Source organism: Streptomyces sp. NWU339, assembly GCF_003143855.1.
Classification (GTDB): domain Bacteria; phylum Actinomycetota; class Actinomycetes; order Streptomycetales; family Streptomycetaceae; genus Streptomyces.
On sequence record NZ_QFRK01000050.1, the window covers coordinates 1 to 23,982 of the forward strand.

The window sequence follows — 23,982 nt, forward strand, 5'->3', positions numbered from 1 at the left end:
GTCCTGCCAAGGGCATGGCTGGTTGGCTACGTTCGGGAGGGATAACCGCTGAAAGCATCTAAGCGGGAAGCCTGCTTCGAGATGAGGACTCCCACCCACTTGATGGGGTAAGGCTCCCAGCAGACGACTGGGTTGATAGGCCGGGTCTGGAAGCACCGCAAGGTGTGGAGGTGACCGGTACTAATAGGCCGAGGGCTTGTCCTCAGTTGCTCGCGTCCACTGTGTTGGTTCTGAGACAACGACCGTTGTCGGCTTTGAGCGGAACACAATAGAAGAGTGTGCTTGTTCGCTCGAAACCATTAGGGTTTCGGTGGTCATAGCGTGGGGGAAACGCCCGGTTACATTCCGAACCCGGAAGCTAAGCCCCATAGCGCCGATGGTACTGCAGGGGGGACCCTGTGGGAGAGTAGGACGCCGCCGAACAATCTTTGGAAGGACCCTTGGTCCCAGCGTTCAGCTGGGACCAAGGGTCCTTTTTTATTTCTGGAGCGCGCCGGAGGTCCGGCTGCGCGAGAATGCTTGCGGTACCGAAGACAGGAGTCACCCATGTCCACCAACTCTCCCGACGATCGACCAGAGCGCGACCAGCGGCGACGGGACAGTGGGGACCGTTCGGACCGTGGCGGTCAGCGAGGAGGCCCACGTCGGTCCAGTGACCATGACCGCGGGGACCGCAGGGACGGAGGCCGCGACCGCGGGTTCCGTCGGGACGACCGTGGTGGCAGCCGGCCGGAGCGCGGTGGTTTCCGAGGCCGTGACGACAACCGTGGTGTTGAGCGCGGTGGTTACCGCAGTCGAGATGACCGCAGGGACGACCGCCGTGACGGTGACCGCGAGCGTTCCGGCTTCCGTCGCGACGACGACCGGGGTTACGGGCGACGAGATGACCGGCGTGACGAGCGGCGTGATGACCGGCGTGATGACCGGCGGCGTGACGAGCGTGGCGAGCGGGGCGGTTTCCGAGGCCGTGACGACAGCCGTGGCGGTGACCGGGGCGGTTACCGTCGCGACGACAACCGTGGCGACCGGGGCGGTTTCCGCGGGCGTGACGATCGTGGTGGTTTCCGTCGTGACGATCGTGACGATCGGGACCGTGGTGGTTTCCGTCGTGACGATCGTGACGATCGGGACCGTGGTGGTTTCCGTCGTGACGATCGTGACGATCGGGACCGTGGTGGTTTCCGTCGTGACGATCGTGATGACCGGGACCGTGGTGGTTTCCGTCGTGACGACCGTGGTGATCGGGGCGGTTTCCGTCGGGATGACAGCCGCGGTGGTGAGCGTGGCGGTTACCGAGGCCGGGACGACCGCCGTGACGGTGACCGCGAGCGTTCCGGCTTCCGTCGCGACGACGACCGGGGTTACGGGCGACGAGATGACCGGCGTGATGACCGGCGTGATGGCCGGCGGCGTGACGAGCGTGGCGAGCGGGGCGGTTTCCGAGGCCGTGACGACAGCCGTGGCGGTGACCGGGGCGGTTACCGGGGCCGCGAGGACAGTCGCGGTGCCGACCGGGGTTACGGTCGGCGTGATGACAGCCGTGGCGGCGAGCGGGGCGGCTTCCGGGGCCGCGAGGACCGAGACCGTGACGACCGTGGGCGTGGGCCGCGTCGGGATGACCGGGGTGGGCGACCGGGCGGGTTCCGCGGGCGCGACGACCGGCACGGAGGCGGCCGGTTCCGTGAGGAGCGCGACCGGGACCGCGAGCCCATCAAGCGGCTGCCGATCCCCGAGGACGTCACGGGTGAGGAGATCGACAAGGACGTACGGCAGGAGCTGCAGAGCCTGCCCAAGACCCTCGCGGAGGATGTCGCCAAGAACCTGGTGATGGTCGCCCGGCTGATCGACGAGGACCCCGGGGGCGCCTACGACTACTCCAGGGTGGCTCTGCGGCTGGCGTCGCGTGTCGCCGCCGTACGGGAAGCCGCAGGCTTCGCCGCCTACGCCAACCAGAAGTACTCCGAGGCGCTTGCCGAGTTCCGGGCGGCGCGGCGGATGACGGGGACCGCGGAGCTGTGGCCTCTCATGGCCGACTGCGAACGTGGGATCGGACGGCCGGAGAAGGCACTGGACATGGCCGGTGCTCCCGAAGTGCAGAAGCTCGACAAGGCCGGGCAGGTCGAGATGCGGCTCGTCGCGGCCGGAGCTCGGCGTGACATGGGGCAGCTGGACGCCGCCATCGTGACGCTGCAGAGCTCCGAGCTCGCGTCCCACTCCGTGCAGCCGTGGACCGCGCGGCTGAGGTACGCGTACGCCGATGCGCTTCTCGCCGCCGGACGGGCCGGTGAGGCACGGGAGTGGTTCGCGAAGGCCGTGGAGGCTGACCGGGACGGCAGCACGGACGCTTCGGACCGGCTGGCCGAACTGGACGGCGTGGAGTTCATGGACGCGCTCGACGACGAGAGTGACGACATCGACGCCGACTCCGACGCCTCGGAGGGCAGGGACGAGAGCGACGTCGACAAGGATTGACGGCTCAGGCCTGTGAAGCAGGACGAAGGGGTGGGATTTCCGGTTCACCCGACCGGGAATCCCACCCCTTCCTGCTTTCCGCTTCCTGCTTTCCGCGTTTTCTGCGCCCCCCGTCAGAACGCGCGCAGTACCAGTCCCGACGCCGGCTTGGGCCCGAAGGACGTCGACTTGCGGGGCATCGTCACGCCCTGGCGGGCGAGGTCGCGGACGACCTCCTCGCGGACCGGGTGCAGCAGTACCGCCGTACCGCCGTCGCGTTCCGCCTTCTCGACGGTCGCGGCCGTGTCGTGGATGTAGGCGATATGGGCCGGGGAGTCCTCGGGGATGCGCCACACCTGCTTCAGGAGCGTGGAGTGCAGGACCGTGGCGTCCAGGGTGCGCCAGGCCGCCGGGCGGTCGCCGGGGACGGTGCGGGCCAGCAGATCAGGGTCCGGGCGGTCGACGAGGTGGAAGGTGCCGTCACCGGCCAGCAGGAAGGCGTTGCCCGCGCCGGCCGCCTCGGCCAGTACCTCCATGGCGTCCGACAACGGGGCGTCCACGCGGCGGACCCGGAACAGACCGTCGAGGGCGGCCAGCGCGTCCGCGACGGGCAGGCCGTGCAGCAGGCGATGGATCGCGCGGACCCGCAGCGGGTACCGGGCCGTGTCGACCAGGAGCACCAGGCCGTCGTCCCAGGGACTGGGGGAGGGGTGCTCCGCGCGGAGCCGGCGGTAGGTCGCCCAGCGGTGGTGGCCGTCGGCGATGAGGGCCTGCTGGCCGGCCAGGTCGGTCCGGACCGTGGCCAGGTCGGCGGGGTCGGTGAGGGACCACAGCCGGTGACAGAAGCCGTCCTCCGTGGTGGTCGTGAGGAGGGGAGAGGTCCTGGCCGTGCGCTCGATCAGGTCGGCGGTGGCATCGGTCGAACCGTCGCCGGGATAGCTCAGCAACAGGGGCTCGAGGTTCGCGGACGTGGCCAGCATCAGGGCCGCGCGGTCGGCGACGACGTGCGGCATGACGTCCTCGTGCGGCAGGACCAGCCGCTCGTCGGGGTCCGAGACGCGCAGGGCGCCGATGATCCCGCGTTGCAGCAGGCCGTTGCCGTCGCGTTGTTCGTAGACGTACAGGCAGGGTTCGGGGTCCGTGGCCAGGACGCCCTCGGCGCGCCAGCGGTTCAGGGTGTCGGCGGCCTGGGCGTTGCGGGCCTCGGGGGTGTCGGCCTCGGGCAGGATCAGCCGGACGATGTTGTAGGGGTCGGCGGACTGCAGGTGGTGCAGACCGTCGGGGCGGACGACGACGTCGTACGGCGGGGATGTCACGGCGGCCAGGCTGCCGACCCGGTCGGGATCGTAGCGAAGGCCTTGGAACGGAGTGAGTTCCAGGCCTCGGCGCGCCTTTGCTTCCGAGGGGCCTGCAGTCTTCATCAGGGCATCGTACGGGGCCGGTGGCATGAGGGATGATCGGGGGAAAGCCGTCGAACGAGGAGCGATGCGAAATGAGCCGGAGCGTCAGGACGAGGCCCGGGGGCAGTGGGCAGGCCCTGAGCGAGGCGTACGACACGGCGCTGCTCGACCTCGACGGTGTGGTGTACGCGGGTGGGGAGGCGATCGTCCATGCGGTCGACTCGCTGGCCACGGCTCGCGAGGGAGGCATGCACCTGGCGTACGTGACGAACAACGCCCTGCGTACTCCGGACACGGTGGCCGCGCATCTGACGGAGCTGGGGATACCGACGGACGCCGGGGACGTGATCACATCGGCGCAGGCGGTCGCGCGGCTGATCAGCGAGCAGGTGCCGCAGGGGGCCAGGGTGTTGGTGATCGGCGGCGAGGGCCTGCGGGTGGCGCTGGGTGAGCGCGGCCTGGTGCCCGTGGAATCGGCGGACGACGATCCGGTCGCGGTGGCACAGGGGTACGGCGGGCCGGACTTCCCGTGGGGCCGGTTCGGGGAGGCGAGTTACGCGATCGCGCGCGGGGTGCCGTGGTTCGCGTCCAACACGGATCTGACGATCCCCAGCGGGCGGGGCATCGCCCCGGGCAACGGCGCGGCGGTGGAGGTCGTGCGCATCGCCACGGGTGCCGAGCCGCAGGTGGCGGGCAAGCCGCTGCCGCCGATGCACCGGGAGACGATTCTGCGTACGGGCGCCGAACGGCCCCTGGTGGTGGGAGACCGGCTGGACACGGACATCGAGGGCGCGTTCAACGGTGGGGTGGATTCGCTGCTGGTGCTGACCGGGGTGACCGACGGGGCGCAGCTGCTGGCCGCGCCGCCGCAGCACCGGCCGACCTACGTCGACGCCGACCTGCGCGGGATGCTCACCGGGCAGCCGGAGGTGACCGCGGCGGACGGCGACGGCGGATTCCGGTGCGGTGGCTGGACGGCGGCAGCGGACGGCGGGGCCCTGACGTTGGACGGGGGCGGCGCAGCTCTGGACGGGCTGCGGGCGTTGTGCGCGGCGGCGTGGACAGCGGCGGGCGACGGCGTGTGCGCGTTGGACGGAGCGAAGGCACTGGCCCGGCTGGGTTTGTGAGGCACCCTCGATCTCAGCACCTCAGCACCTCAGAACCTCAGAATCGTGATCGCTTGGGAGGGTAGGCTAACCTAACTGCGTGTTGGTCGACAGCCCTCCCGAACCGCGCGCGGACATTGCCCCCGCGCCCCCGAACCGCCGGGCGATGCTACGCGTTCTCGGTCTGTTCCTCTCCGCCGCGATCCTGGTGGTCATCGCCTTGGCGAGTATCGCGATCGGGGCGAAGGGCCTGTCCATGGAACAGGTCTGGCACGGCTTGTTCGAGGAAACGGGCACCTACGGTGACGTCGTCGTCGCCGACCGGCTGTCACGGACCCTGCTCGGCGCGCTGGCCGGCGCCGCGCTCGGCCTGGCGGGGGCGGTGCTGCAGGCGCTCACCCGCAATCCGCTCGCCGATCCGGGACTGCTCGGCATCAACGCGGGCGCGTCGGCGGCAGTCGTCACGGCCATCACCTTCTTCGGCGTCACGTCGCTGTCGGGCTATGTGTGGTTCGCGTTCTGCGGGGCGGCCGCGGTCGGTGCCCTGGTGTGGTTCCTCGGCGGCAGCCGGGGCGCGACCCCGGTGCGCCTGGTGCTGGCCGGCACCGCGATCACCGCGGCGCTGTTCGGCTACCTCCAGGCGGTGATGATCCTGGACGAGGCGGCCCTGGGGAGGATGCGCTTCTGGACGGTCGGGTCGCTGTCCTCGGCGAGCGGCTCGGTCATCCGGCAGGTACTGCCGTTCCTGCTGGTCGGGTTCGTGCTGGCGCTGCTGCTCGCCCGGCCGCTGAACGCCATGGCCATGGGCGACGACACCGCCAGGGCCCTCGGCGCCAACCTGAACCGCACGCGGGCGCTGGCCATGCTCGCCGCGACCGTGCTGTGCGGGGCCGCGACGGCCGCCTGCGGGCCGATCGTCTTCGTGGGTCTGATGGTGCCGCACGTCGTGCGCTCGTTCACCGGACCCGACCTGCGCTGGATCCTGCCGTACGCGGCGGTCCTGTCACCGGTGCTGCTGCTCGGCGCCGATGTCCTCGGCCGTGTGCTGGCCCGGCCCGCGGAACTCCAGGTCGGCATCGTCACCGCGATCATCGGCGGCCCGGTCTTCATCTTTCTCGTACGACGGCGGAGGACGGCCCAGCTGTGAAGACCAACCGTGCTGTGCGGACGCCGGGCGGCCTCTCGTTCCGGGTGGACGTGCGGGCCCTCGTCGTCGCCGTCCTGCTCCTGCTCGTGGCGCTCACCGCGAGCGTGGTGCTGATCGGCACCGGCGACTTCCCGATACCGGCCGCCGACGTGATCCGGACCCTGCTGGGCGAGGGCGACCCGGGCCGGGAGTTCATCGTCACCGAACTGCGGCTGCCCCGGGTACTGGTCGGGCTGCTGGTCGGCGTCTCGCTCGGGCTCGGCGGCGCGCTGTTCCAGTCCATCTCCCGCAACCCCTTGGGCAGTCCGGACGTCCTCGGCCTCGGCCAGGGCGCCACGGCCGGCGCGCTCGTGATGATCGTGCTGTTCTCCGGGACCGCCAACCAGGTCGCCGTCGGTGCGCTGATCGGCGGACTGGTGACCGGGTTCGCCATCTATGTGCTCGCCTGGAAGCGGGGCGTGCACGGATACCGGCTGGTCCTGGTCGGTATCGGTGTCTCCGCGATCGTCACCGCGGTCAACGGCTATCTGCTCACCAAGTCCGACATCGTCGACGCGGCCCGTGCGGTGGTGTGGATGACCGGCTCCCTCGACGGCCGTGACTGGGACCAGGTCTGGCCCCTGCTCGCGCTGTGCGTCATCCTCGTACCGCTGGTCCTCGCCAACTCCCGCGGGCTCAGGATGATGGAGATGGGCGACGACATCTCGTACGCCCTCGGGGTCCGGGTGGAGCGCGTACGGCTGCTGCTGATGCTGTCCGCCGTACTGCTCACCGCGTCCGCGACCGCCGCCTCCGGGCCGGTCGGCTTCGTCGCGCTCACCGCGCCGCAGCTCGCCCGGCGCCTGACCCGTTCGCCCGGACCCAACCTGGTGGCGTCGATGTGCATGGGCGCCGCCCTGCTGGTGAGCGCCGACTGGATCTCGCAGCGGGCCTTCGGCGCCGAGCAGTTGCCCGTGGGCGTGGTCACCGGGGTGCTCGGCGGCGTCTACCTGCTGTGGCTGCTGGTCACCGAGCGCAAGGCGGGCCGGATATGAGCGCCGGGAGCGCCAGGAACCCCACCACCGCCGGCGGCGGACGGAACAACCGAAGGAGCACCGTGAACCGACTGTCCGCCGAGGACGTCACCCTCGCCTACGACCAGCGGGTCATCGCCGAGCAGTTGTCGGTGGAGATACCGGACAACTCCTTCACCGTGATCGTCGGCCCGAACGCCTGCGGCAAGTCGACGCTCCTGCGGGCGCTGTCGCGCATGCTGAAGCCCAGTCAGGGGCGGGTGCTGCTGGACGGCCAGGTCATCCAGTCGATGCCCGCGAAGAAGCTCGCCCGCACCCTCGGACTGCTGCCCCAGTCGTCGATCGCGCCCGACGGGATCACCGTCGCCGACCTGGTGGGCCGGGGCCGGTACCCGCACCAGGGCATCCTGCGCCAGTGGTCGGCCGAGGACGAGCGGGTCGTCCAGGAGTCGATGGCCCGGACCGGCATCGCGGACCTCGGCGAACGCCATGTCGACGAGCTCTCCGGCGGGCAGCGCCAGCGCGTGTGGATCGCCATGGCGCTCGCCCAGGAGACCCCGCTGCTGCTCCTGGACGAGCCGACGACCTACCTGGACATCCAGCACCAGATCGACGTACTCGACCTGTGCGCGGAACTGCACGAGGAGCAGGGACGCACCCTCGTCGCCGTCCTGCACGACCTCAACCACGCCGCCCGGTACGCCACCCACCTCATCGCCCTGCGCGGAGGGAAGGTCATCGCGCAGGGCGCGCCGAAGGAGATCGTCACCGCCGGACTGGTCGAGCAGGTCTTCGGGCTGAGCTGCCAGGTCATCGACGACCCCGAGACGGGAACGCCCCTGATCGTGCCGGCGGCCCGCAAGGCGCGCGTCGCGGCCGGAACCGGGCGGACCGCGGACCGGCAGGAGAAGGTGGGCGTCAGAGAAGCTTCCTGAGGTGGAACAGGTCGCGCAGACCCGCCTCCAGTCTCACCCGGCCCGCAGCCCAGGCCCTGGCGAAGTGCAGTTCGCCGTCGACCAGGGCCAGCAGGTCGTCCCCCTTCATGGCGAGCCTGAGCTGGGCCTTCTCGAGCGGAGGGCCCTCGAGGGTGTCGTGCACCTCGATCCGTCCGCCGGTGAGGCGGCCGACGAAGGTCACGTCCAGGTCGGTGATGTGACAGCTGACGGAGCGGTCCATCGCCGCCGCCGCGCGGACGTCGCCCTCGGCGTGCCGCATGCTGTCCGAAAGTCTGGTGAGTGCGGCGCGGCACTCCTCGATCGTGGCCATCGCGGACGACGGTACCCCAGTGGTTCGCGGTAGCGTCGGGGCATGAACGACGCAGTACCCCAGCCGGGGGGCGCGCAGCAGCCGCCCCCGCGGGTGGAGCACGCCGTACCACCGGTCGAGGACGTCGCCCCCCGCACCGGGCCCGAGTACGCCCCCGCCGCCCCCGCACCCCTGGACGTGCCCCGCACCCCCACCGGGAACGCCGAGGTGGACGCGCGCCTGGAGCGGCTGGCCGACGCCGACCACCTCACCACGGACGGCCATGTCGAGGTGTACGAAGATGTGCACCGGGGGCTGCGCGACGCGCTCACCGCGCTCGACGCCCGCCCGGGGCCTCCGGCTCCCGCCCGTCACCCGGCCACCGCCCCTCAACGGGGTCCTTCGGGTCACGGGTCCCATTCGCCGCACCTACAGGGGAGCTGAACCGAACGTGGCAGGAGTCGCACGCCGCCGTCTCGACGCGGAGCTGGTCCGCCGGAAGCTCGCGCGCTCGCGGGAACACGCCGGCCAGCTGATCGCCGCCGGGCGGGTCAGTGTCGGAAAGACCGTCGCGACCAAGCCCGCCACGCAGGTGGAGACCGCCGCCGCGATCCTCGTCGCCGAGGACGCCGGCGACCCGGACTACGTGTCGCGCGGCGGCCACAAGCTCGCCGGCGCCCTCGAGGCCTTCGTGCCCGCAGGGCTGGTCGTCGAGGGGCGGCGGGCGCTGGACGCCGGCGCCTCGACCGGGGGCTTCACCGACGTCCTGCTGCGGGCCGGGGCCGCGCACGTGGTCGCCGTGGACGTCGGATACGGACAACTCGCGTGGTCTCTCCGAAACGATGAACGCGTCACCGTCAAGGACCGTACGAACGTACGGGAGTTGACGCTTGAAGCAATCGATGGGGAGCCTGTGGATCTTGTCGTGGGGGATCTTTCCTTCATCCCGCTCGGACTGGTCCTGCCCGCCCTGACACGGTGCGCGCGGCCGGACGCCGATCTGGTGATGATGGTCAAGCCGCAGTTCGAGGTGGGCAAGGAGCGGCTGGGCAGCGGCGGAGTCGTACGCAGTCCGCGACTGCGCGCCGACGCCGTGCGGGGGGTGGCCGCCAAGGCCTGGGAGCTGGGACTGGGGGCGAAGGGCGTGACGGCGAGTCCGCTGCCCGGACCCTCGGGGAATGTCGAATACTTTCTGTGGCTGCGGGCCGGGGCTCCGGAACTGGACCCGGCCGACGTTGACCGTGCAGTGGCGGAGGGGCCGCGTTGACACCGAATCGAGTTCGTACCGTTTTCCTGCTCGCCCACACCGGCCGCCCCGCGGCCATCCGCAGTGCGGAACTCGTGGTCAAGGGGCTGCTGCGTTCCGGGCTCGGGGTGCGGGTGCTGGAGACCGAGGCACAGGACCTGCCGCTGCCGGACGAGGTGGAGACCGTCAAGGAGGCCACGCCCGAGTGCCTCGACGGCTGCGAACTGCTGATCGTGCTGGGCGGTGACGGCACGCTGCTGCGCGGCGCGGAGTTCGCCCGCGCCTCGGGGGTGCCGATGCTCGGCGTGAACCTCGGCAGCGTCGGGTTCCTCGCCGAGGCCGAGCGGGACGACCTCGACAAGGTCGTCGACCGGGTGGTGAGCAAGGCGTACGAGGTCGAGGAACGGATGACCGTCGATGTCGTCGTGCACCAGAACGGCACCATCGTGCACACGGACTGGGCGCTGAACGAGGCAGCCGTGCAGAAGGTGTCCGCCGAGCGGATGCTGGAGGTCGTGCTGGAGATCGACGGGCGGCCGGTGACCGGATTCGGCTGCGACGGGATCGTGTGCGCCACCCCGACCGGATCCACCGCGTACGCGTTCTCCGCGGGCGGGCCCGTGGTGTGGCCGGAGGTCGAGGCGCTGCTGATGGTGCCGATCAGCGCACACGCGCTGTTCGCCAAGCCCTTGGTGACCTCGCCGGACTCGGTGCTGGCCGTGGAGGTCCTGCCGCACGTTCCGCCGGGTGTGCTCTGGTGCGACGGGCGGCGGACCCTGGAGCTGCCGCCCGGGGCGCGGGTCGAGGTGCGGCGCGGCGCGGTGCCGGTACGACTGGCCCGGCTGCATCACGCCTCGTTCACGGACCGACTGGTCGCGAAGTTCGCCCTGCCGGTCTCGGGGTGGCGGGGGGCTCCGCACTAGGGCCTGCCGTGAGGTGGTGCGTGGCCGGGCCCGCCGGGGAGGGATTCCCACTCACGGGTGACGACCTGCCACGATCCCGGACGGGCGGGGGGCGGCGTCGCACAGCGCGAGGAAAACCTCGTAAGGTCTGGGACGTGTTGGAGGAGATGCGGATACGGTCGCTCGGAGTCATCGACGACGCCGTGGTCGAGCTGTCACCAGGCTTCACCGCCGTCACCGGTGAGACGGGCGCGGGCAAGACCATGGTGGTCACCAGCCTCGGGCTGCTGCTGGGTGGAAGGGCGGACGCGGCGCTGGTGCGGATCGGTGCCAGGAACGCGGTCGTCGAGGGGCGGATCGCCGTGCCCGAGGGCGCCGCGGCCGTCGTACGGGCCGAGGAGGCCGGGGCCGAGCTCGACGACGGAGCGCTGCTGATCAGCCGGACCGTCTCCGCCGAGGGGCGCTCACGGGCGCACCTGGGCGGGCGGAGCGTGCCCGTGGGGCTGCTCGCCGAACTCGCCGACGACCTGGTGGCCGTGCACGGGCAGACCGACCAGCAGGGGCTGCTGAAGCAGTCCCGGCAGCGGCAGGCGCTCGACCGGTACGCGGGCGACGCGGTCGCCGGTCCGCTCGCCAAGTACACCGGGGCGTACAAGCGGCTGCGGGCCGTCGCCGCGGAGCTCGAACAGATCACCACGCGCGCGCGTGAGCGGGCCCAGGAGGCCGACATGCTGCGCTTCGGGCTCGACGAGATCGCCGCTGTGGAGCCCCGCGCCGGTGAGGACGTGGAGCTGGCCGAGGAGGCCGAGCGGCTCGGTCACGCCGAGGCCCTGGCGTCCGCCGCGCACGCCGCGCACACCGCCCTCGCCGGCAATCCGGAGGACCCCGAGGGCGTCGACGCCGGAACGCTCGTCGCGGGCGCCCAGCGGGCCCTGGAGGCCGTCCGGGCGCACGATCCCGCGCTGGCCGCGCTCACCGACCGGATCGGTGAGGTCGGCATCCTGCTGCGTGACGTGGCCGGGGAGCTCGCCGGGTACGCCGAGGACCTGGACGCCGACCCGCTGCGGCTGGCGGCCGTCGAGGAGCGGCGGGCCGCGCTCACCGGGCTGACCCGCAAGTACGGCGAGGACGTCGCCGCCGTGCTGGCCTGGGCCGAGCAGAGCGCCGCGCGGCTCACGGAACTGGACGGGGACGACGAGCGGATCGAGGAGCTCACCGCCGAGCGGGACGGCCTGCGCGCCGAACTGGGAGGGCTGGCGCAGGCGCTGTCGGAGGCCCGGACCGAGGCCGCGGAGCGGTTCGCGGCGGCCGTCACCGCGGAGCTGGCGTCCCTCGCCATGCCGCACGCGCGCGTGTCGTTCGACATCCGGCAGACGGACGACCCGGACGGCGTCGAGGTCGGCGGGCGCACCGTCGCCCACGGGCCCTCGGGTGTGGACGAGGTCGAGCTGCTGCTGGCCCCGCACCCCGGGGCACCGCCCCGGCCCATCGCCAAGGGCGCGTCCGGCGGTGAGCTGTCGCGCGTGATGCTGGCCGTGGAGGTCGTGTTCGCCGGGACGGACCCGGTGCCGACGTATCTGTTCGACGAGGTCGACGCCGGTGTCGGCGGCAAGGCGGCCGTCGAGATCGGACGGCGGCTCGCCAAACTGGCGAAGAGCGCTCAGGTCGTGGTCGTCACGCATCTGCCGCAGGTGGCCGCGTTCGCCGACCGGCAGCTGCTGGTGGCGAAGACCGACGACGGGTCGGTCACCCGGTCCGGTGTGAAGGTGCTCGAAGGGGAGGAACGGATCCGGGAGCTGTCCCGGATGCTGGCCGGCCAGGAGAACTCCGAAACGGCCCGTGCCCACGCGGAGGAACTCCTGGCGACGGCCCGCGCGGACGGCTAGCCGTCGTACCTCCCGGCGCCTCGGCCGGCGGGAGGCTTTTCCGCACTCGTGTGGGTGAAATTTCTGTCCGGTCCGGTGCAGGCGGGCGCTCCCGTCGTCGCCGCGATCCCCTTGTGTCCTGGCATGCTTGACGGAGCACGCGTAGGAGACCGTGCGGTACACCCCCTCCGCACGGTCCTTCTGTACGTTCTTCGGGACCATCCGACCCGAACCAGGAGCTCGGCCACGTGACCCCCGTGAGCAGCCACTCACCGCACGGCCAGTCGCCGCTGCGCACCGTGCAGGTGCTGGGCGGTGGCAACGCCGCCACCAGCGCCCATGTGCGCTCACTGGCGGAGGGGCTCGTCGCACGGGGCGTGCGGGTCACGGTGTGCGCCCCCGCCGAGGCGGAGCACACCCACGACTTCACGGGCGTCGGCGCAGGCCATGTGGACATCCCGCGCAGCAGCGACCCCGGCTCGGTGGCCGCCCTGCGGACGGCCTGCGCGAACGCCGACCTGGTGCACGCGCACGGACTGCACGCCTCCTTCCGGACCGTGCTCGCCCTCAGCGGCCGGCGCACCCCGCTGATCGTCACCTGGCACGACCGGGCGCCCGCCGACGGCGCCCGCGCGCACTTCCTGCGGCTGCTGGAGCGCAGGGTCGTCAAGGCGGCCACCGTGGTGCTCGGAACCACCTCCGCCCTGGTCGACCGGGCCCGCCGGACCGGAGCGCGGGACGCGCGGCTGGCGGCCGTCGCCTTCCCCACGCCCCGCACGGCCGAGGAGCCGGAGGACCCCGACGGGGCGCGGCCCAAACTGCGTGCCGAACTCGGCGCCGTCGGCCGCCCCTTACTGGTCGCGGCCGGTCCCCTCGAACGGCGCCGTGGCCACCACACCCTGCTGGACGCCGCGCACGGGTGGCGCCGCCTCGACCCCGCGCCGCTGGTCGCCGTCGCGGGGGAGGGCCCGCTGCGCGGTGAACTCCAGCGGCGGATCGCGGACGAGGAACTGCCGGTCCGGCTCATCGGACGACGCGACGACGTCACCGGGCTGCTCGAGGCCGCGGACCTCGCGCTGCTGCCGAGCCGGTGGGAGGGGCGCTCCGCGCTCGCCCAGCAGGCCCTCCACGCGCGTGTGCCGCTCGTCGCGACCAGGGCCGGCGGCATGCCCGAACTCGTCGGCGACGCCGCCGAACTCGTCTCCCCCGGCAACGCGCGTGCGCTCGCCGACGCCGTCGTACGGCTGCTGGGCGACCCGGGGCGCCGGGAGGAACTCAGGGCCAGGGGCACCCGGCAGGCGGCCGGGTGGCCGACGGAGGACGAGGCGGTGGCCCAGGTGCTCAGTGTCTACGACGAGTTGACGCAGCACCGCCCGTTGCTCTGACGTCACATCCCGCGTCAGGACACGTGCCGCCGTGCCCGCAGGGCCAGGCTCAGGGTCAGGACCGTGTGCGGGTCGTCGAGGTCACTGCCCAGCAACTCCCCGATCCTGGCCAGCCGGTTGTACAGCGTCTGGCGGTTCAGGTGCAGTTCGCGGGCCGTCTCCGCCTTGCGGCCCGCACGGGCCAGATAGGTCTCCAGGGTGGGCAGCAGCGGCGGCCGCGAGCGGCGGTCGTGGTCCAGGACCGGGCCGATCGCGCGGTCCACGAAGGCCGCCAGGTCCGGCTGGTCACGCAGCCGCCACATCAGCAGGTCGATGTCCAGGCGGCGGGCGTCGTACCAGGGACGGTCCGGCAGCCCCTGCGCCGCGCTCGCGGTCCGGGCCGCGTGCCGCAGACCCGCCGACGCCGCCGCCCAGTCACCGGCCGCCCCGACCACCACCACGGGCGGCCGCGCCCCCGGCGGCGTCATCCCCGCCCGCTCCGCCCCGGCGCGCAGCGCCGCCGCCACCCGGTCCGCGATCGCCGGCCGTTCCGTCTGCGCGCGCAGCCCGAGCAGCAGCGGCACCCGCCCCTCCACCGGCCGCACACCCAGCAGCACGGGGACCCCGAGCGAGGCCAGCTCCTCGGCGACCGCGCGGGCCAGCACCGCCCAGCCGCCGCCCTGCGGGGACAGGACGTCATCGAGCCGCATCACCACCGGGAGCAGCGGGCCGGTGCCCGGTCTGAAACCCAGCACGCGCGCCTGCGCGGGCGCGTCCCGCGGGGCGACGCGGCCCTCGGAGAGGTCGACGAGGAAGTCGCCGCGTCCGCGTGCCGCCAGCTCCTCCTCCTGACGGGCCTGCATCAGCACCACCGCGAGCAGGCCTGCCGCCCGCTCGGCCGCCATGCGGTGCACCGGCTCCGGCGCCGTCCGCACCGGCAGCAGCACCAGACGCGCCCGCACCCCGCCGCTGCCCGCCCCGCCGGCCGGTACGTCGACGAGCACCGAACCGGCCGGCGGGGCGTCCTGGTGCCGGTCGCGCAGCCCCTCCCAGACCTGAAGCGGGTCGGTGCCCTCGGGGCCCTCCCCGGCGGCGTACAGCAGCCGTCCGTCCGTCGTCTCCAGGAACACCGGGTTGCCGCTGACGTCGGCCAGGATCCGCAGGACCTGGGGGACGCCCCCACCGCCCAGCAGCGCCTCGGTGCAGCGCCGGTGGACCTCCTCGGCGCGCCGCAGCAGCGTGTAGTGGCCGTTGACGATCTCGGTGTGGATCTCCTCGGTCACCGTCACGTACGGCACCTCGCGGTGCAGCTGGACCAGGGGTAGTCCCGCCGCCCGTGCCGTGTCGACCAGGGCGGCGGGCAGACGGGTGAAGCGGGTGCCGAGCTCCACGACGAGGGCCGCGATGTCCCGCTCGGCCAGCGTGCGCACGAACGCCCGCTGCTCGGCGGGACGGCTGCCGAGACCGTATCCGGTGGTCAGCAGCAGCTCCCCGCCCTTGAGCAGCGAGGCGATGTTGGGCACCTCGCCCGCGTGCACCCAGCGCACCGTGCGCCCCAGGCCGTCGGCTCCGGCCACCACCTCGGGCAGCCCGCTGCGCAGCGCGGGCAGTTCCAGCGCCTGCCGCACGGTGATCCCGGCACCCTGCGTGTCGTATCCGCTGTCCCTGCCCCTGTCGCTGCCGCCCATGCACCGGACGCTACCCGCGCGCACGGGCGCGCGGGCCGTCGGGCGGTTCCTCAGCCCCCGTACGCCCCCGAGGCGGTCAGGCGCAGGGCCGTGTCGATGAGGGGGACGTGGCTGAAGGCCTGGGGGAAGTTGCCGACCTGGCGCTGGTTGACCGGGTCCCACTCCTCGGCGAGCAGGCCGAGGTCGTTGCGCAGGGCCAGCAGCCTCTCGAACAGCGTGCGGGCCTCGTCCACGCGGCCGATCATCGCCAGGTCGTCGGCCATCCAGAACGAGCAGGCGAGGAAGGCGCCCTCGTCGCCCGGCAGTCCGTCGACGCCTTCGTCGGAGCCCTCCGTCGGGTAGCGCAGGATGAAGCCGTCCGGGGTGGACAGCTCACGCTGGATCGCCTCGATGGTGCCGATCACCCGCTTGTCGTCCGGCGGCAGGAAGCCCACCTGCGGGATCAGCAGCAGCGAGGCGTCCAGCTCCTTGGAGCCGTACGACTGCGTGAAGGTGTTGCGTTCCTTGTCGTAGCCCTTCTCGCACACGTCCCGGTGAATGTCGTTGCGCAGCTGCTTCCAGCGCTCCAGCGGGCCGTCCGCGTCACCGGACTCGATGAGCTTGATGGTGCGGTCGACGGCGACCCAGGCCATCACCTTGGAGTGCACGAAGTGGCGGCGCGGGCCGCGCACCTCCCAGATGCCCTCGTCCGGCTCCGTCCAGTGCTTCTCCAGGTAGGTGATCAGCTTCACCTGGAGCAGGGACGCGTAGTCGTTGCGTGTCAGGCCCGTCATGTGGGCCAGGTGCAGGGCCTCGGTGACCTCGCCGTACACGTCCAGCTGGAGCTGGTTCGCCGCGCCGTTGCCGACCCGGACCGGGGTCGAGTTCTCGTAGCCGGGCAGCCAGTCCAGCTCCGCCTCGCCGAGCTCGCGCTCACCGGCGATGCCGTACATGATCTGCAGGTTCTCCGGGTCGCCGGCCACCGCGCGCAGCAGCCACTCGCGCCAGGCGCGGGCCTCCTCGCGGTAGCCGGTGCGCAGCAGCGAGGACAGGGTGATCGCCGCGTCACGCAGCCAGGTGTAGCGGTAGTCCCAGTTGCGGACGCCGCCGATGTCCTCGGGCAGGGAGGTGGTGGGCGCGGCGACGATGCCGCCGGTCGGGGCGTAGGTGAGGGCCTTCAGCGTGATCAGGGAGCGGATCACGGCCTCGCGGTAGGGGCCGTGGTACGTACAGTGCTCCACCCACTCCCGCCAGAACTCCTCGGTCGCCTCCAGCGACTGCTCCGGCTCCGGCAGCGGCGGCGGCTCCTTGTGCGAGGGCTGCCACGAGAGGGTGAAGGTGATCCGGTCGCCCGGCGCCACCGTGAAGTCCGAGTACGTCGTCAGTGACTCCCCGTACGTCTCGGCGGGTGTGTCGAACCACACCGAGTCCGGGCCCGCGACGGCGACCGTGCGCCCCTCGTGCCGGTGCACCCACGGCACCACCCGGCCGTAGGAGAAGCGCATCCGGAGCGCCGAACGCATCGGCACCTGGCCCGAGACGCCCTCCACGATGCGGATGAGCTGCGGGGCGCCGTCGCGCGGGGGCATGAAATCGATCACCCGGACCGTGCCGTGCCCGGTGTCCCACTCCGACTCCAGGACCAGCGAGTCGCCGCGGTAGCCGCGCCGGGTCGCGGCCGGCGGCGGGGCGTCGGGGGCGTGCGCCGGGCCGATCCGCCAGAAGCCGTGTTCTTCGGTGCCCAGTAGGCCGGCGAAGATGGCGTGCGAGTCGAAGCGGGGCAGGCACAGCCAGTCGACTGTGCCGTCCCGGCAGACCAGGGCGGCGGTCTGCATGTCTCCGATGAGTGCGTAGTCTTCGATGCGCCCGGCCACGTGCAACTCCAGTCGAACGGCCACGTCACCCCACGAGGGGGCTGTCGCTAGTGCGGTCAAGGGGACAGTGAATGGTGAAGTGCGTAATGCGTCGTTGAGCGACGAAGCAAAGCAGTCGCTCAGCCATGAATGCAAAGCGTCGATTATTAGTCAACGAACTGACGAGCTTTCGTTGTTCCGGTGTGACGGGCGGGGGTGGTGCCGTCCGGCCGGCCGGGCTCGGCGGTGGGGTGTCCGAGCAGGATACGACGCACGTAGAGGGTCTGTGTGCCGCTCCGGGCAACGCACCACCGCCGAACGGGTGAGCAGCGGGTGACGGGCCTGTGAAAGGTGACGGACCTGTGCCGGAACGTGCGCGGAGCGTGGCCGGACGGCATCGCCCCGCGTCGCTGATACGCTGGTAGCCCGTGGACCGGTGTGCCCCTTCCCCGGAGGGGAAATCCGAACAGGGCACCCCCGAACCGCAGCGACGGCACCGTCGGAGACCTCCGGCGGGCAGCCGCCCCGCACCCCCAGACCGCGACCACGGGAGCCCCCTCTTGGCCATGCCAAAATCCACGACGACCAAGCACATCTTCGTCACCGGGGGTGTCGCTTCCTCTCTCGGCAAGGGCCTGACCGCCTCCAGCCTCGGCATGCTGCTCAAGGCCCGCGGTCTGCGCGTCGTGATGCAGAAGCTCGACCCGTACCTCAACGTCGACCCCGGCACGATGAACCCCTTCCAGCACGGTGAGGTGTTCGTCACCAACGACGGCGCCGAGACCGACCTGGACATCGGGCACTACGAGCGTTTCCTCGACCGTGACCTGGACGGCTCCGCCAATGTCACCACGGGCCAGGTCTACTCGACGGTGATCGCCAAGGAGCGGCGCGGCGAGTACCTGGGCGACACCGTGCAGGTCATCCCGCACATCACCAACGAGATCAAGCACCGCATCCGCCGGATGGCGACGGACGAGGTCGACGTCGTGATCACCGAGGTCGGCGGCACGGTCGGCGACATCGAGTCGCTGCCGTTCCTGGAGACCGTCCGCCAGGTGCGGCACGAGGTCGGCCGCGACAACGTGTTCGTCGTCCACATCTCGCTCCTGCCGTACATCGGCCCCTCGGGTGAGCTGAAGACGAAGCCGACCCAGCACTCGGTGGCCGCGCTGCGCAACATCGGCATCCAGCCGGACGCGATCGTGCTGCGCTGCGACCGCGAGGTGCCGACCGCGATCAAGCGGAAGATCTCGCTGATGTGCGACGTCGACGAGGCCGCCGTGGTCGCCTGCCCCGACGCCCGCTCGATCTACGACATCCCGAAGGTCGTGCACGCCGAGGGCCTGGACGCCTACGTCGTGCGCAAGCTGGACCTGCCGTTCCGGGACGTGGACTGGACGACCTGGGACGACCTGCTCGACCGGGTCCACAACCCCGACCACGAGATCGTCATGGCCCTGGTCGGCAAGTACATCGACCTGCCCGACGCCTACCTGTCGGTCACCGAGGCGCTGCGCGCGGGCGGCTTCGCCAACAAGGCCCGGGTGAAGATCAAGTGGGTCGCCTCCGACGACTGCAAGACCCCGGCCGGCGCCCAGGCGCAGCTCGGTGACGTCGACGCGATCTGCATCCCCGGCGGCTTCGGGGACCGCGGTGTGCTCGGCAAGGTCGGCGCGATCCGCTACGCGCGCGAGAACCGGATTCCGCTGCTCGGTCTCTGCCTGGGGCTGCAGTGCATCGTGATCGAGGCGGCCCGCAACCTGGCGGACGTCTCCGACGCCAACTCCACCGAGTTCGACCCGGCCACCTCCCACCCGGTCATCTCCACCATGGCCGAGCAGCTCGACATCGTCGCGGGTGAGGGCGATCTGGGCGGCACGATGCGGCTCGGCATGTACCCGGCGAAGCTGGCCGAGGGTTCGATCGTGCGCGAGGTGTACGACGGCAAGGAGTACGTCGAGGAGCGCCACCGGCACCGCTACGAGGTGAACAACGCCTACCGCGCGGAGCTGGAGAAGAAGGCGGGGATCGTCTTCTCCGGCACCTCCCCGGACGGCAAGCTCGTCGAGTACGTCGAATACCCGCGCGAGGTCCACCCGTACCTGGTCGCGACCCAGGCGCACCCGGAACTGCGGTCGCGTCCGACGCGTCCGCACCCCCTGTTCGCGGGTCTCGTCAAGGCCGCGGTCGAGCGGAAGATCTCGAAGTAACACACCGGTTGTACGGTTGCCGGGGTGCGAACCTTCAAAGGTGAGCACCCCGGCCGCTTTTCTCACCCACCGCAATCGCACGACCCCTGTACGTCGGGAAGGACGGGCATGACGATCAAGGACACCCCGGAGGAGTGGGAGATCCGGGCGACCCGGACCCCCTTCGTCGGCAACAAGACCTCCGTCCGCACCGACGACGTGGTCATGCCCGACGGGACCGTGGTCCACCGCGACTACCAGGTCCACCCGGGCTCCGTGGCCGTCCTCGCACTCGACGACGCCGATCGCGTCCTGGTCCTGCGCCAGTACCGCCACCCCGTGCGCCACAAGCTGTGGGAGATCCCGGCCGGCCTGCTCGACGTGCCCGGCGAGAACCCGCTGCGCGCCGCCCAGCGGGAGCTCTACGAGGAGGCGCACGTCAAGGCCGAGGACTGGCGGGTGCTGACCGACGTCTACACCACCCCAGGCGGCTGCGACGAGGCCGTACGGATCTTCCTGGCCCGCGGACTGTCCGAGGCCGAGGGCGACCGCTTCGAGGTCGAGGACGAAGAGGCCGACATGGAACTGGCCCGGGTGCCCGCCGCGGACCTGGTCCGCAAGGTGCTGGCCGGTGAACTGCACAACAACTGCCTGGTGGTGGGCGTCCTCTCGCTCGTCGCCGCACGGGGCGGGGACGGGCTCGACGCGCTGCGCCCCGCCGAGGCGCCGTGGCCGGCGCGCCCGTTCGAGGCCTGAACCGCCCGGTCACCCCGCACTTTGCAATGTGACCATCGGCTGATCCGATCGGGGGACGCGTTCGCCACGCTCCACACGGAACGTAGCAGAGCGTGAACTAGGCTCTGGAAAACGCCCGATCCGGAGTCCCGGCGGGCTTGCGCGTGCGGTGGGACGGGAGTGTGGCCCGTGACGGATCAGGCGGTGGACACGGACGGTGCACGGCTTTCCCAGGGCGTCACCGTGGGTGACCGATTCCTGGGTCGTACCAGGGAGTTGAAGGAACTGCGCGCCGACATCGAGCGTGCGGGACTGGACACCCTCTCCGGCCGCAAGGCTCCCCGCGCGCGCGTGCTGCTCATCGCCGGCCGGCCGGGCTCGGGCCGTACGGCTCTCGGTGAGGAGCTCGTGCGCCAGGTCGCCGACCGGTACCCCGACGGGGTGCTGCGCGCCCGGCTGAGCGAAACCGACGGCACGCGCGTGCCCGTCGAGCGCTCCGCGCGCGAACTGCTCGACGCGCTCGACGCGCCCGCCCCGGCCGGCGCCGCCGAGGACGATCTCGTCGAGGCGCTGCGGGCCGCCCTCGCCGGCCGCCGGGTCCTGCTCCTGCTGGACGACGCGGTCGACGCCGAGCAGGTCGACGCCCTGCTGCCGGACAGCCCCGACTGCCTGGTGGTCGCCGTCTCGGAGGGTCCGCTGACCGGCATCTCCGACGTCCGCCCGTGCACCCTCGGCGGCCTCGACACCAAGTCCGCCGTGGAACTGCTGTCCCGGTCCACCGGCTCGGTCCGTATCACCGTCGACCCCCGGGCCGCGGAAGGCCTGGCCGAACAGTGCCAGGGACAGCCGGCCGCCCTGGTACTGGCCGGCGGCTGGCTCGCCGCCCGGCCCAAGGCCGCCGTCGCCGACCTCGCCAGGCAGTTGCACGCCGACCCCGACAACGGCACCGCGGGCACCGCGGTCAGCCGTGTCCTCCACCTCGTGCACGCCGAACTGCCCGCACCCGCCGCCCGGATCCTGCGCCTGCTGAGCCTCGCCCCGGCCGGCCTGGTCGACCCGCACACCGCCTCCGCGCTCGCCGGCTGCTCGGTGGGCAGTGCACGCTCCACCCTGGACGACTTCGTCTCCGTGGGTCTGCTGCACCCGGCGGGGGCGTCGTTGCCGCAGTACGAGGTGCCCTGCTGCCTGCACCCCCTGCTGCGCGGTCTCGCCGAGACCCACGAACGGCCGGGGGAGCTCCAGCTGGCCCGCGCCCGCATGCTGGAGCGGACCGTGCGGCTGCTCCAGTCGTGCAGGGCCATCACCGAGACCGACAGCCCTCAGGCACGCGAGAGACTGCTCGGGACGCCGCGCTCCCTGCGCTTCGCCACCCCCCGGGACGCCGCCGACTGGCTGCGTGCCCGCAGGCCCGCCCTGCTGGCCTCGGCCCGGCTCGCGGTCGCCGACGGGACGCTGGACACCCTGGCCCGCCGCCTGATGTCGCAGCTGGTGCGCGCCATGGTGGCCCACTTCGGCACCCAGGCCGCCGCGAGCGACCTGTACGGCATCCACCACCTCGTCCTCGACGTGGCCGAGCGCCGGGAACTGCCCCGTGAGAAGGCCGCGGCCCTGCTGAACCTCGGCGACCTCGACGCCCGGAGCGGCCGCACGGCCGACGCGCTGGCGCGCTACCGGGCCGCGCTGGACGCCGGACGCGCGGCGAACGACCCGTACGCGACCGGCCGCGCGATGGAATCCGTGGGAGGCGCCCATCTGGAGCTCGGGGACTTCGACCGGGCCGCCGACTGGTTCGGGCGGGCCCTCGCCGAGCGGCTCGCCCGGGACGAGCGCGCGGACGCCGCCCGCCTCTACGGCCGGATCGCCGCAGCCCACACCTACGTCGGCCGCTACGGCGAGGCGCTGCGGAACTGGCGGGCGGCGGTCGCCGGGTACCGCAAGAGCGGTGAGGTGGCCGCCCAGGCGCGGGCGCTGAGCGAACTGGCCCGGGTCCAGGAGTACGCGGGCCGGCCCGAGGAGTCGCTGCGCACCTGCCGGGAGGCGGTGGAGTGGGCCCGGCGGGCCGAGGACACCCGGCTGCAGGCGGCGCTGCACCTGCGGCTCGCCGACACCTTCGAGCACCTCGGCGACCCCGCGTCGGCCGCGCTGCACCGGGAAACGGCAGAGCGGATGCTGCAGGAGGAGGCCGAGGCGTCCCAGGCATCCGGCATCGACCCGGAACAAGGAGGCGGTGCCTGCGAAATCCGTGGTGTCCCTGCGGAAGGCTGATGCTTCGCAAGGCCGGACAGGGGGAGAGCCTTCGTCGAGATGGCGCTGCGGCGCTGTCTTCAGCGGTCTCCGGGCGTGCGCCCGTGTGCCCGGGTATGGGTAGTGATACCTCATACCCTGCGAACCGAGGACCGTGATCGATGTGAAGGTCGGCATCCCCCGCGAGGTCAAGGACAACGAGTTCCGGGTGGCCATCACCCCCGCCGGCGTGCACGAGCTGGTGCGCCACGGCCACCAGGTCGTCATCGAGCGCGGCGCAGGCGTCGGCTCCTCGATCCCGGACGGCGAGTACATCGCCGCGGGAGGGCAGACGCTGGACACCGCCGACGAGGTCTGGGCCGCCGCCGACCTGCTGCTGAAGGTCAAGGAACCGGTCGCCGCGGAGTACCACCGGCTGCGCAAGGACCAGACGCTCTTCACCTACCTGCACCTGGCCGCCTCCAGGGAGTGCACGGACGCGCTGCTGGCGTCCGGCACCACCGCGATCGCCTACGAGACGGTCGAGCTGCCCGGCCGCGCTTTGCCGCTGCTCGCGCCCATGTCCGAGGTCGCGGGGAGACTGTCCGCCCAGGTCGGCGCCTACCACCTGATGCGGGCCGGCGGCGGCCGCGGCGTGCTGCCCGGCGGTGTCCCCGGGGTGCCGGCCGCCCGGGCCGTCGTCATCGGCGGAGGAGTCTCCGGCTGGAGCGCCGCGCAGATCGCCGTCGGCATGGGGTTCCACGTGACCCTGCTCGACAAGGACATCAACAAACTCCGTGAGGCCGACCGGGTCTTCGGCACGAGGATCCAGACCGTCGTCTCCAACGCCCTCCAGCTGGAGAAGGCCTGTCTGGAGGCCGATCTGGTGATCGGCGCGGTGCTGATTCCCGGCGCCAAGGCGCCGAAGCTGGTCACCAACGACCTCGTCTCACGGATGAAGGCCGGAAGTGTCCTTGTCGACATCGCGATCGATCAGGGCGGCTGCTTCGAGGACTCCCGCCCGACCACGCACACCGAGCCGACCTTCACGGTCCACGAATCGGTCTTCTACTGCGTCGCCAACATGCCCGGCGCGGTGCCCAACACCTCCACGTACGCCCTCACCAACGCCACGCTGCCCTACGTCGTCGAACTCGCCGACCGCGGCTGGGCGGAGGCGCTGCGCCACGACCCCGCGCTCGCCAAGGGCCTCAACACGCATGACGGCAAGGTCGTGTACCAGGAGGTCGCCGAAGCCCACGGCCTGGCCCACGTGGAGGTCGCCGCGCTGCTCGACTGAACCCGCGGGAGGCGGCGGCAGGCGGCCTCCGGGCGTCAAGTCGACCAAGTCACCCACCGACAAAGGCGATACGTCAACTTCCTTCGTCAACGCGGCCGACTCGGCCCGGCCTTGCCCGTCAGGTCCGGCAAGATGTGTGTATGGTCACTTCACGGATCCAGGACAACTCGCCTCGAACGTAACGCTTCCACCGATTCGCACACCGGTGAAACCTGCCGTGCGACGGTCGTACGCCCTTGACAGAGGGATGTTCCATTGTCGACACATCGGGCC

19 protein-coding genes and 2 rRNA genes are annotated in these 23,982 nt (G+C 71.9%); 17 read left to right on the forward strand and 4 right to left on the reverse strand.

Annotated features, from left to right (window positions below; translation table 11 throughout):
* The 4 genes from DIZ27_RS35695 to DIZ27_RS46600 all read left to right on the forward strand — a co-directional run.
* Positions 1-204 (forward strand): 23S ribosomal RNA (locus DIZ27_RS35695); the annotation flags it as partial.
* Positions 205-306: 102 nt separating this feature from the next.
* Positions 307-423 (forward strand): 5S ribosomal RNA (gene rrf, locus DIZ27_RS35700).
* A gap of 196 nt (positions 424-619) precedes the next feature.
* Complete coding sequence (locus tag DIZ27_RS48540; protein WP_219933690.1) at positions 620-1,828, forward strand: hypothetical protein; 1,209 nt, start codon at positions 620-622, stop codon at positions 1,826-1,828.
* Positions 1,720-2,472: a tetratricopeptide repeat protein gene (locus DIZ27_RS46600; RefSeq protein ID WP_219933689.1), complete on the forward strand. Its 753-nt coding sequence runs from the start codon at positions 1,720-1,722 to the stop codon at positions 2,470-2,472. The genes DIZ27_RS48540 and DIZ27_RS46600 overlap by 109 nt, the downstream gene beginning before the upstream one ends.
* Before the next feature lie 113 nt (positions 2,473-2,585).
* Here DIZ27_RS46600 and DIZ27_RS35710 read toward each other — a convergent pair whose 3' ends face one another.
* Positions 2,586-3,872: a DUF1015 domain-containing protein gene (locus tag DIZ27_RS35710; RefSeq protein WP_109382614.1), complete on the reverse strand. Its 1,287-nt coding sequence runs from the start codon at positions 3,870-3,872 to the stop codon at positions 2,586-2,588.
* A gap of 71 nt (positions 3,873-3,943) precedes the next feature.
* On the opposite strand from DIZ27_RS35710, the gene DIZ27_RS35715 reads away from it, so the two are divergent.
* From DIZ27_RS35715 to DIZ27_RS35730, 4 genes are all read left to right on the forward strand, one after another.
* A complete protein-coding gene (locus DIZ27_RS35715) occupies positions 3,944-4,978 on the forward strand; it encodes an HAD hydrolase-like protein (protein WP_109382571.1) in 1,035 nt (344 codons plus the stop codon).
* A 79-nt stretch (positions 4,979-5,057) separates the two neighbouring features.
* Positions 5,058-6,104: an iron ABC transporter permease gene (locus tag DIZ27_RS35720; protein WP_109382572.1), complete on the forward strand. Its 1,047-nt coding sequence runs from the start codon at positions 5,058-5,060 to the stop codon at positions 6,102-6,104.
* Entirely contained in the window at positions 6,101-7,138 is a 1,038-nt protein-coding gene (locus tag DIZ27_RS35725) for an iron chelate uptake ABC transporter family permease subunit (protein ID WP_109382573.1), read from the forward strand. Before DIZ27_RS35720 ends, DIZ27_RS35725 begins: the two co-directional genes overlap by 4 nt.
* Positions 7,135-8,052 (forward strand): ABC transporter ATP-binding protein, encoded by a 918-nt coding sequence (locus tag DIZ27_RS35730; protein ID WP_109382574.1) that lies wholly within the window; start codon positions 7,135-7,137, stop codon positions 8,050-8,052. Before DIZ27_RS35725 ends, DIZ27_RS35730 begins: the two co-directional genes overlap by 4 nt.
* Here DIZ27_RS35730 and DIZ27_RS35735 read toward each other — a convergent pair.
* Entirely contained in the window at positions 8,036-8,383 is a 348-nt protein-coding gene (locus DIZ27_RS35735) for an SCP2 sterol-binding domain-containing protein (RefSeq protein WP_109382575.1), read from the reverse strand. The genes DIZ27_RS35730 and DIZ27_RS35735 overlap by 17 nt on opposite strands.
* A gap of 42 nt (positions 8,384-8,425) precedes the next feature.
* Here DIZ27_RS35735 and DIZ27_RS35740 point away from each other — a divergent pair, with 42 nt between their 5' ends.
* The 5 genes from DIZ27_RS35740 (at position 8,426) to DIZ27_RS35760 (ending at position 13,760) form a co-directional block, all read left to right on the forward strand.
* Entirely contained in the window at positions 8,426-8,806 is a 381-nt protein-coding gene (locus DIZ27_RS35740) for a hypothetical protein (RefSeq protein ID WP_258308690.1), read from the forward strand.
* Positions 8,807-8,813: 7 nt separating this feature from the next.
* The gene (locus DIZ27_RS35745; protein ID WP_109382577.1) at positions 8,814-9,629 is read left to right on the forward strand and encodes a TlyA family RNA methyltransferase; all 816 of its coding nucleotides are present in this window, start codon (positions 8,814-8,816) and stop codon (positions 9,627-9,629) included.
* On the forward strand, positions 9,626-10,531 hold the full coding sequence (locus DIZ27_RS35750) for an NAD kinase (RefSeq protein WP_109382578.1): 906 nt from the start codon (positions 9,626-9,628) through the stop codon (positions 10,529-10,531). The genes DIZ27_RS35745 and DIZ27_RS35750 overlap by 4 nt, the downstream gene beginning before the upstream one ends.
* 146 nt (positions 10,532-10,677) lie before the next feature.
* Positions 10,678-12,396, forward strand: coding sequence for a DNA repair protein RecN (recN, locus tag DIZ27_RS35755; protein WP_109382615.1), 1,719 nt, complete (start codon positions 10,678-10,680; stop codon positions 12,394-12,396).
* A gap of 227 nt (positions 12,397-12,623) precedes the next feature.
* Entirely contained in the window at positions 12,624-13,760 is a 1,137-nt protein-coding gene (locus tag DIZ27_RS35760) for a glycosyltransferase family 4 protein (protein ID WP_109382579.1), read from the forward strand.
* A 14-nt stretch (positions 13,761-13,774) separates the two neighbouring features.
* Here the strand turns inward: DIZ27_RS35760 and DIZ27_RS35765 are convergent, their stop codons facing one another.
* On the reverse strand, positions 13,775-15,427 hold the full coding sequence (locus DIZ27_RS35765) for a PucR family transcriptional regulator (protein ID WP_109382580.1): 1,653 nt from the start codon (positions 15,425-15,427) through the stop codon (positions 13,775-13,777).
* Between the two features lie 50 nt (positions 15,428-15,477).
* A complete protein-coding gene (locus tag DIZ27_RS35770) occupies positions 15,478-17,280 on the reverse strand; it encodes a glycoside hydrolase family 15 protein (RefSeq protein ID WP_109382581.1) in 1,803 nt (600 codons plus the stop codon).
* A 545-nt stretch (positions 17,281-17,825) separates the two neighbouring features.
* Here DIZ27_RS35770 and DIZ27_RS35775 point away from each other — a divergent pair.
* From DIZ27_RS35775 to ald, 4 genes are all read left to right on the forward strand, one after another.
* Entirely contained in the window at positions 17,826-19,472 is a 1,647-nt protein-coding gene (locus DIZ27_RS35775; RefSeq protein WP_109382582.1) for a CTP synthase, read from the forward strand.
* A gap of 108 nt (positions 19,473-19,580) precedes the next feature.
* Positions 19,581-20,207 carry an NUDIX hydrolase gene (locus tag DIZ27_RS35780; RefSeq protein WP_109382583.1) on the forward strand — a complete coding sequence of 209 codons (627 nt, stop codon included), beginning with the start codon at positions 19,581-19,583 and terminating at the stop codon, positions 20,205-20,207.
* 168 nt (positions 20,208-20,375) lie between these two features.
* Positions 20,376-22,451 (forward strand): tetratricopeptide repeat protein, encoded by a 2,076-nt coding sequence (locus DIZ27_RS35785; RefSeq protein WP_109382584.1) that lies wholly within the window; start codon positions 20,376-20,378, stop codon positions 22,449-22,451.
* Positions 22,452-22,584: 133 nt separating this feature from the next.
* A complete protein-coding gene (gene ald, locus DIZ27_RS35790) occupies positions 22,585-23,709 on the forward strand; it encodes an alanine dehydrogenase (RefSeq protein ID WP_109382585.1) in 1,125 nt (374 codons plus the stop codon).
* The last annotated feature ends 273 nt before the right edge of the window (positions 23,710-23,982 follow it).

Coding starts and splice junctions, on each gene's coding strand:
- DIZ27_RS35710 (WP_109382614.1), bottom strand. CDS start 3,872: ATGAAGACTGCAGGCCCCTCGGAAGCAAAGGCGCGCCGAGGCCTGGAA.
- DIZ27_RS35715 (WP_109382571.1), top strand. CDS start 3,944: ATGAGCCGGAGCGTCAGGACGAGGCCCGGGGGCAGTGGGCAGGCCCTG.
- DIZ27_RS35730 (WP_109382574.1), top strand. CDS start 7,135: ATGAGCGCCGGGAGCGCCAGGAACCCCACCACCGCCGGCGGCGGACGG.
- DIZ27_RS35735 (WP_109382575.1), bottom strand. CDS start 8,383: ATGGCCACGATCGAGGAGTGCCGCGCCGCACTCACCAGACTTTCGGAC.
- DIZ27_RS35740 (WP_258308690.1), top strand. CDS start 8,426: ATGAACGACGCAGTACCCCAGCCGGGGGGCGCGCAGCAGCCGCCCCCG.
- recN (WP_109382615.1), top strand. CDS start 10,678: ATGCGGATACGGTCGCTCGGAGTCATCGACGACGCCGTGGTCGAGCTG.
- DIZ27_RS35765 (WP_109382580.1), bottom strand. CDS start 15,427: ATGGGCGGCAGCGACAGGGGCAGGGACAGCGGATACGACACGCAGGGT.
- DIZ27_RS35775 (WP_109382582.1), top strand. CDS start 17,826: ATGCCAAAATCCACGACGACCAAGCACATCTTCGTCACCGGGGGTGTC.
- DIZ27_RS35780 (WP_109382583.1), top strand. CDS start 19,581: ATGACGATCAAGGACACCCCGGAGGAGTGGGAGATCCGGGCGACCCGG.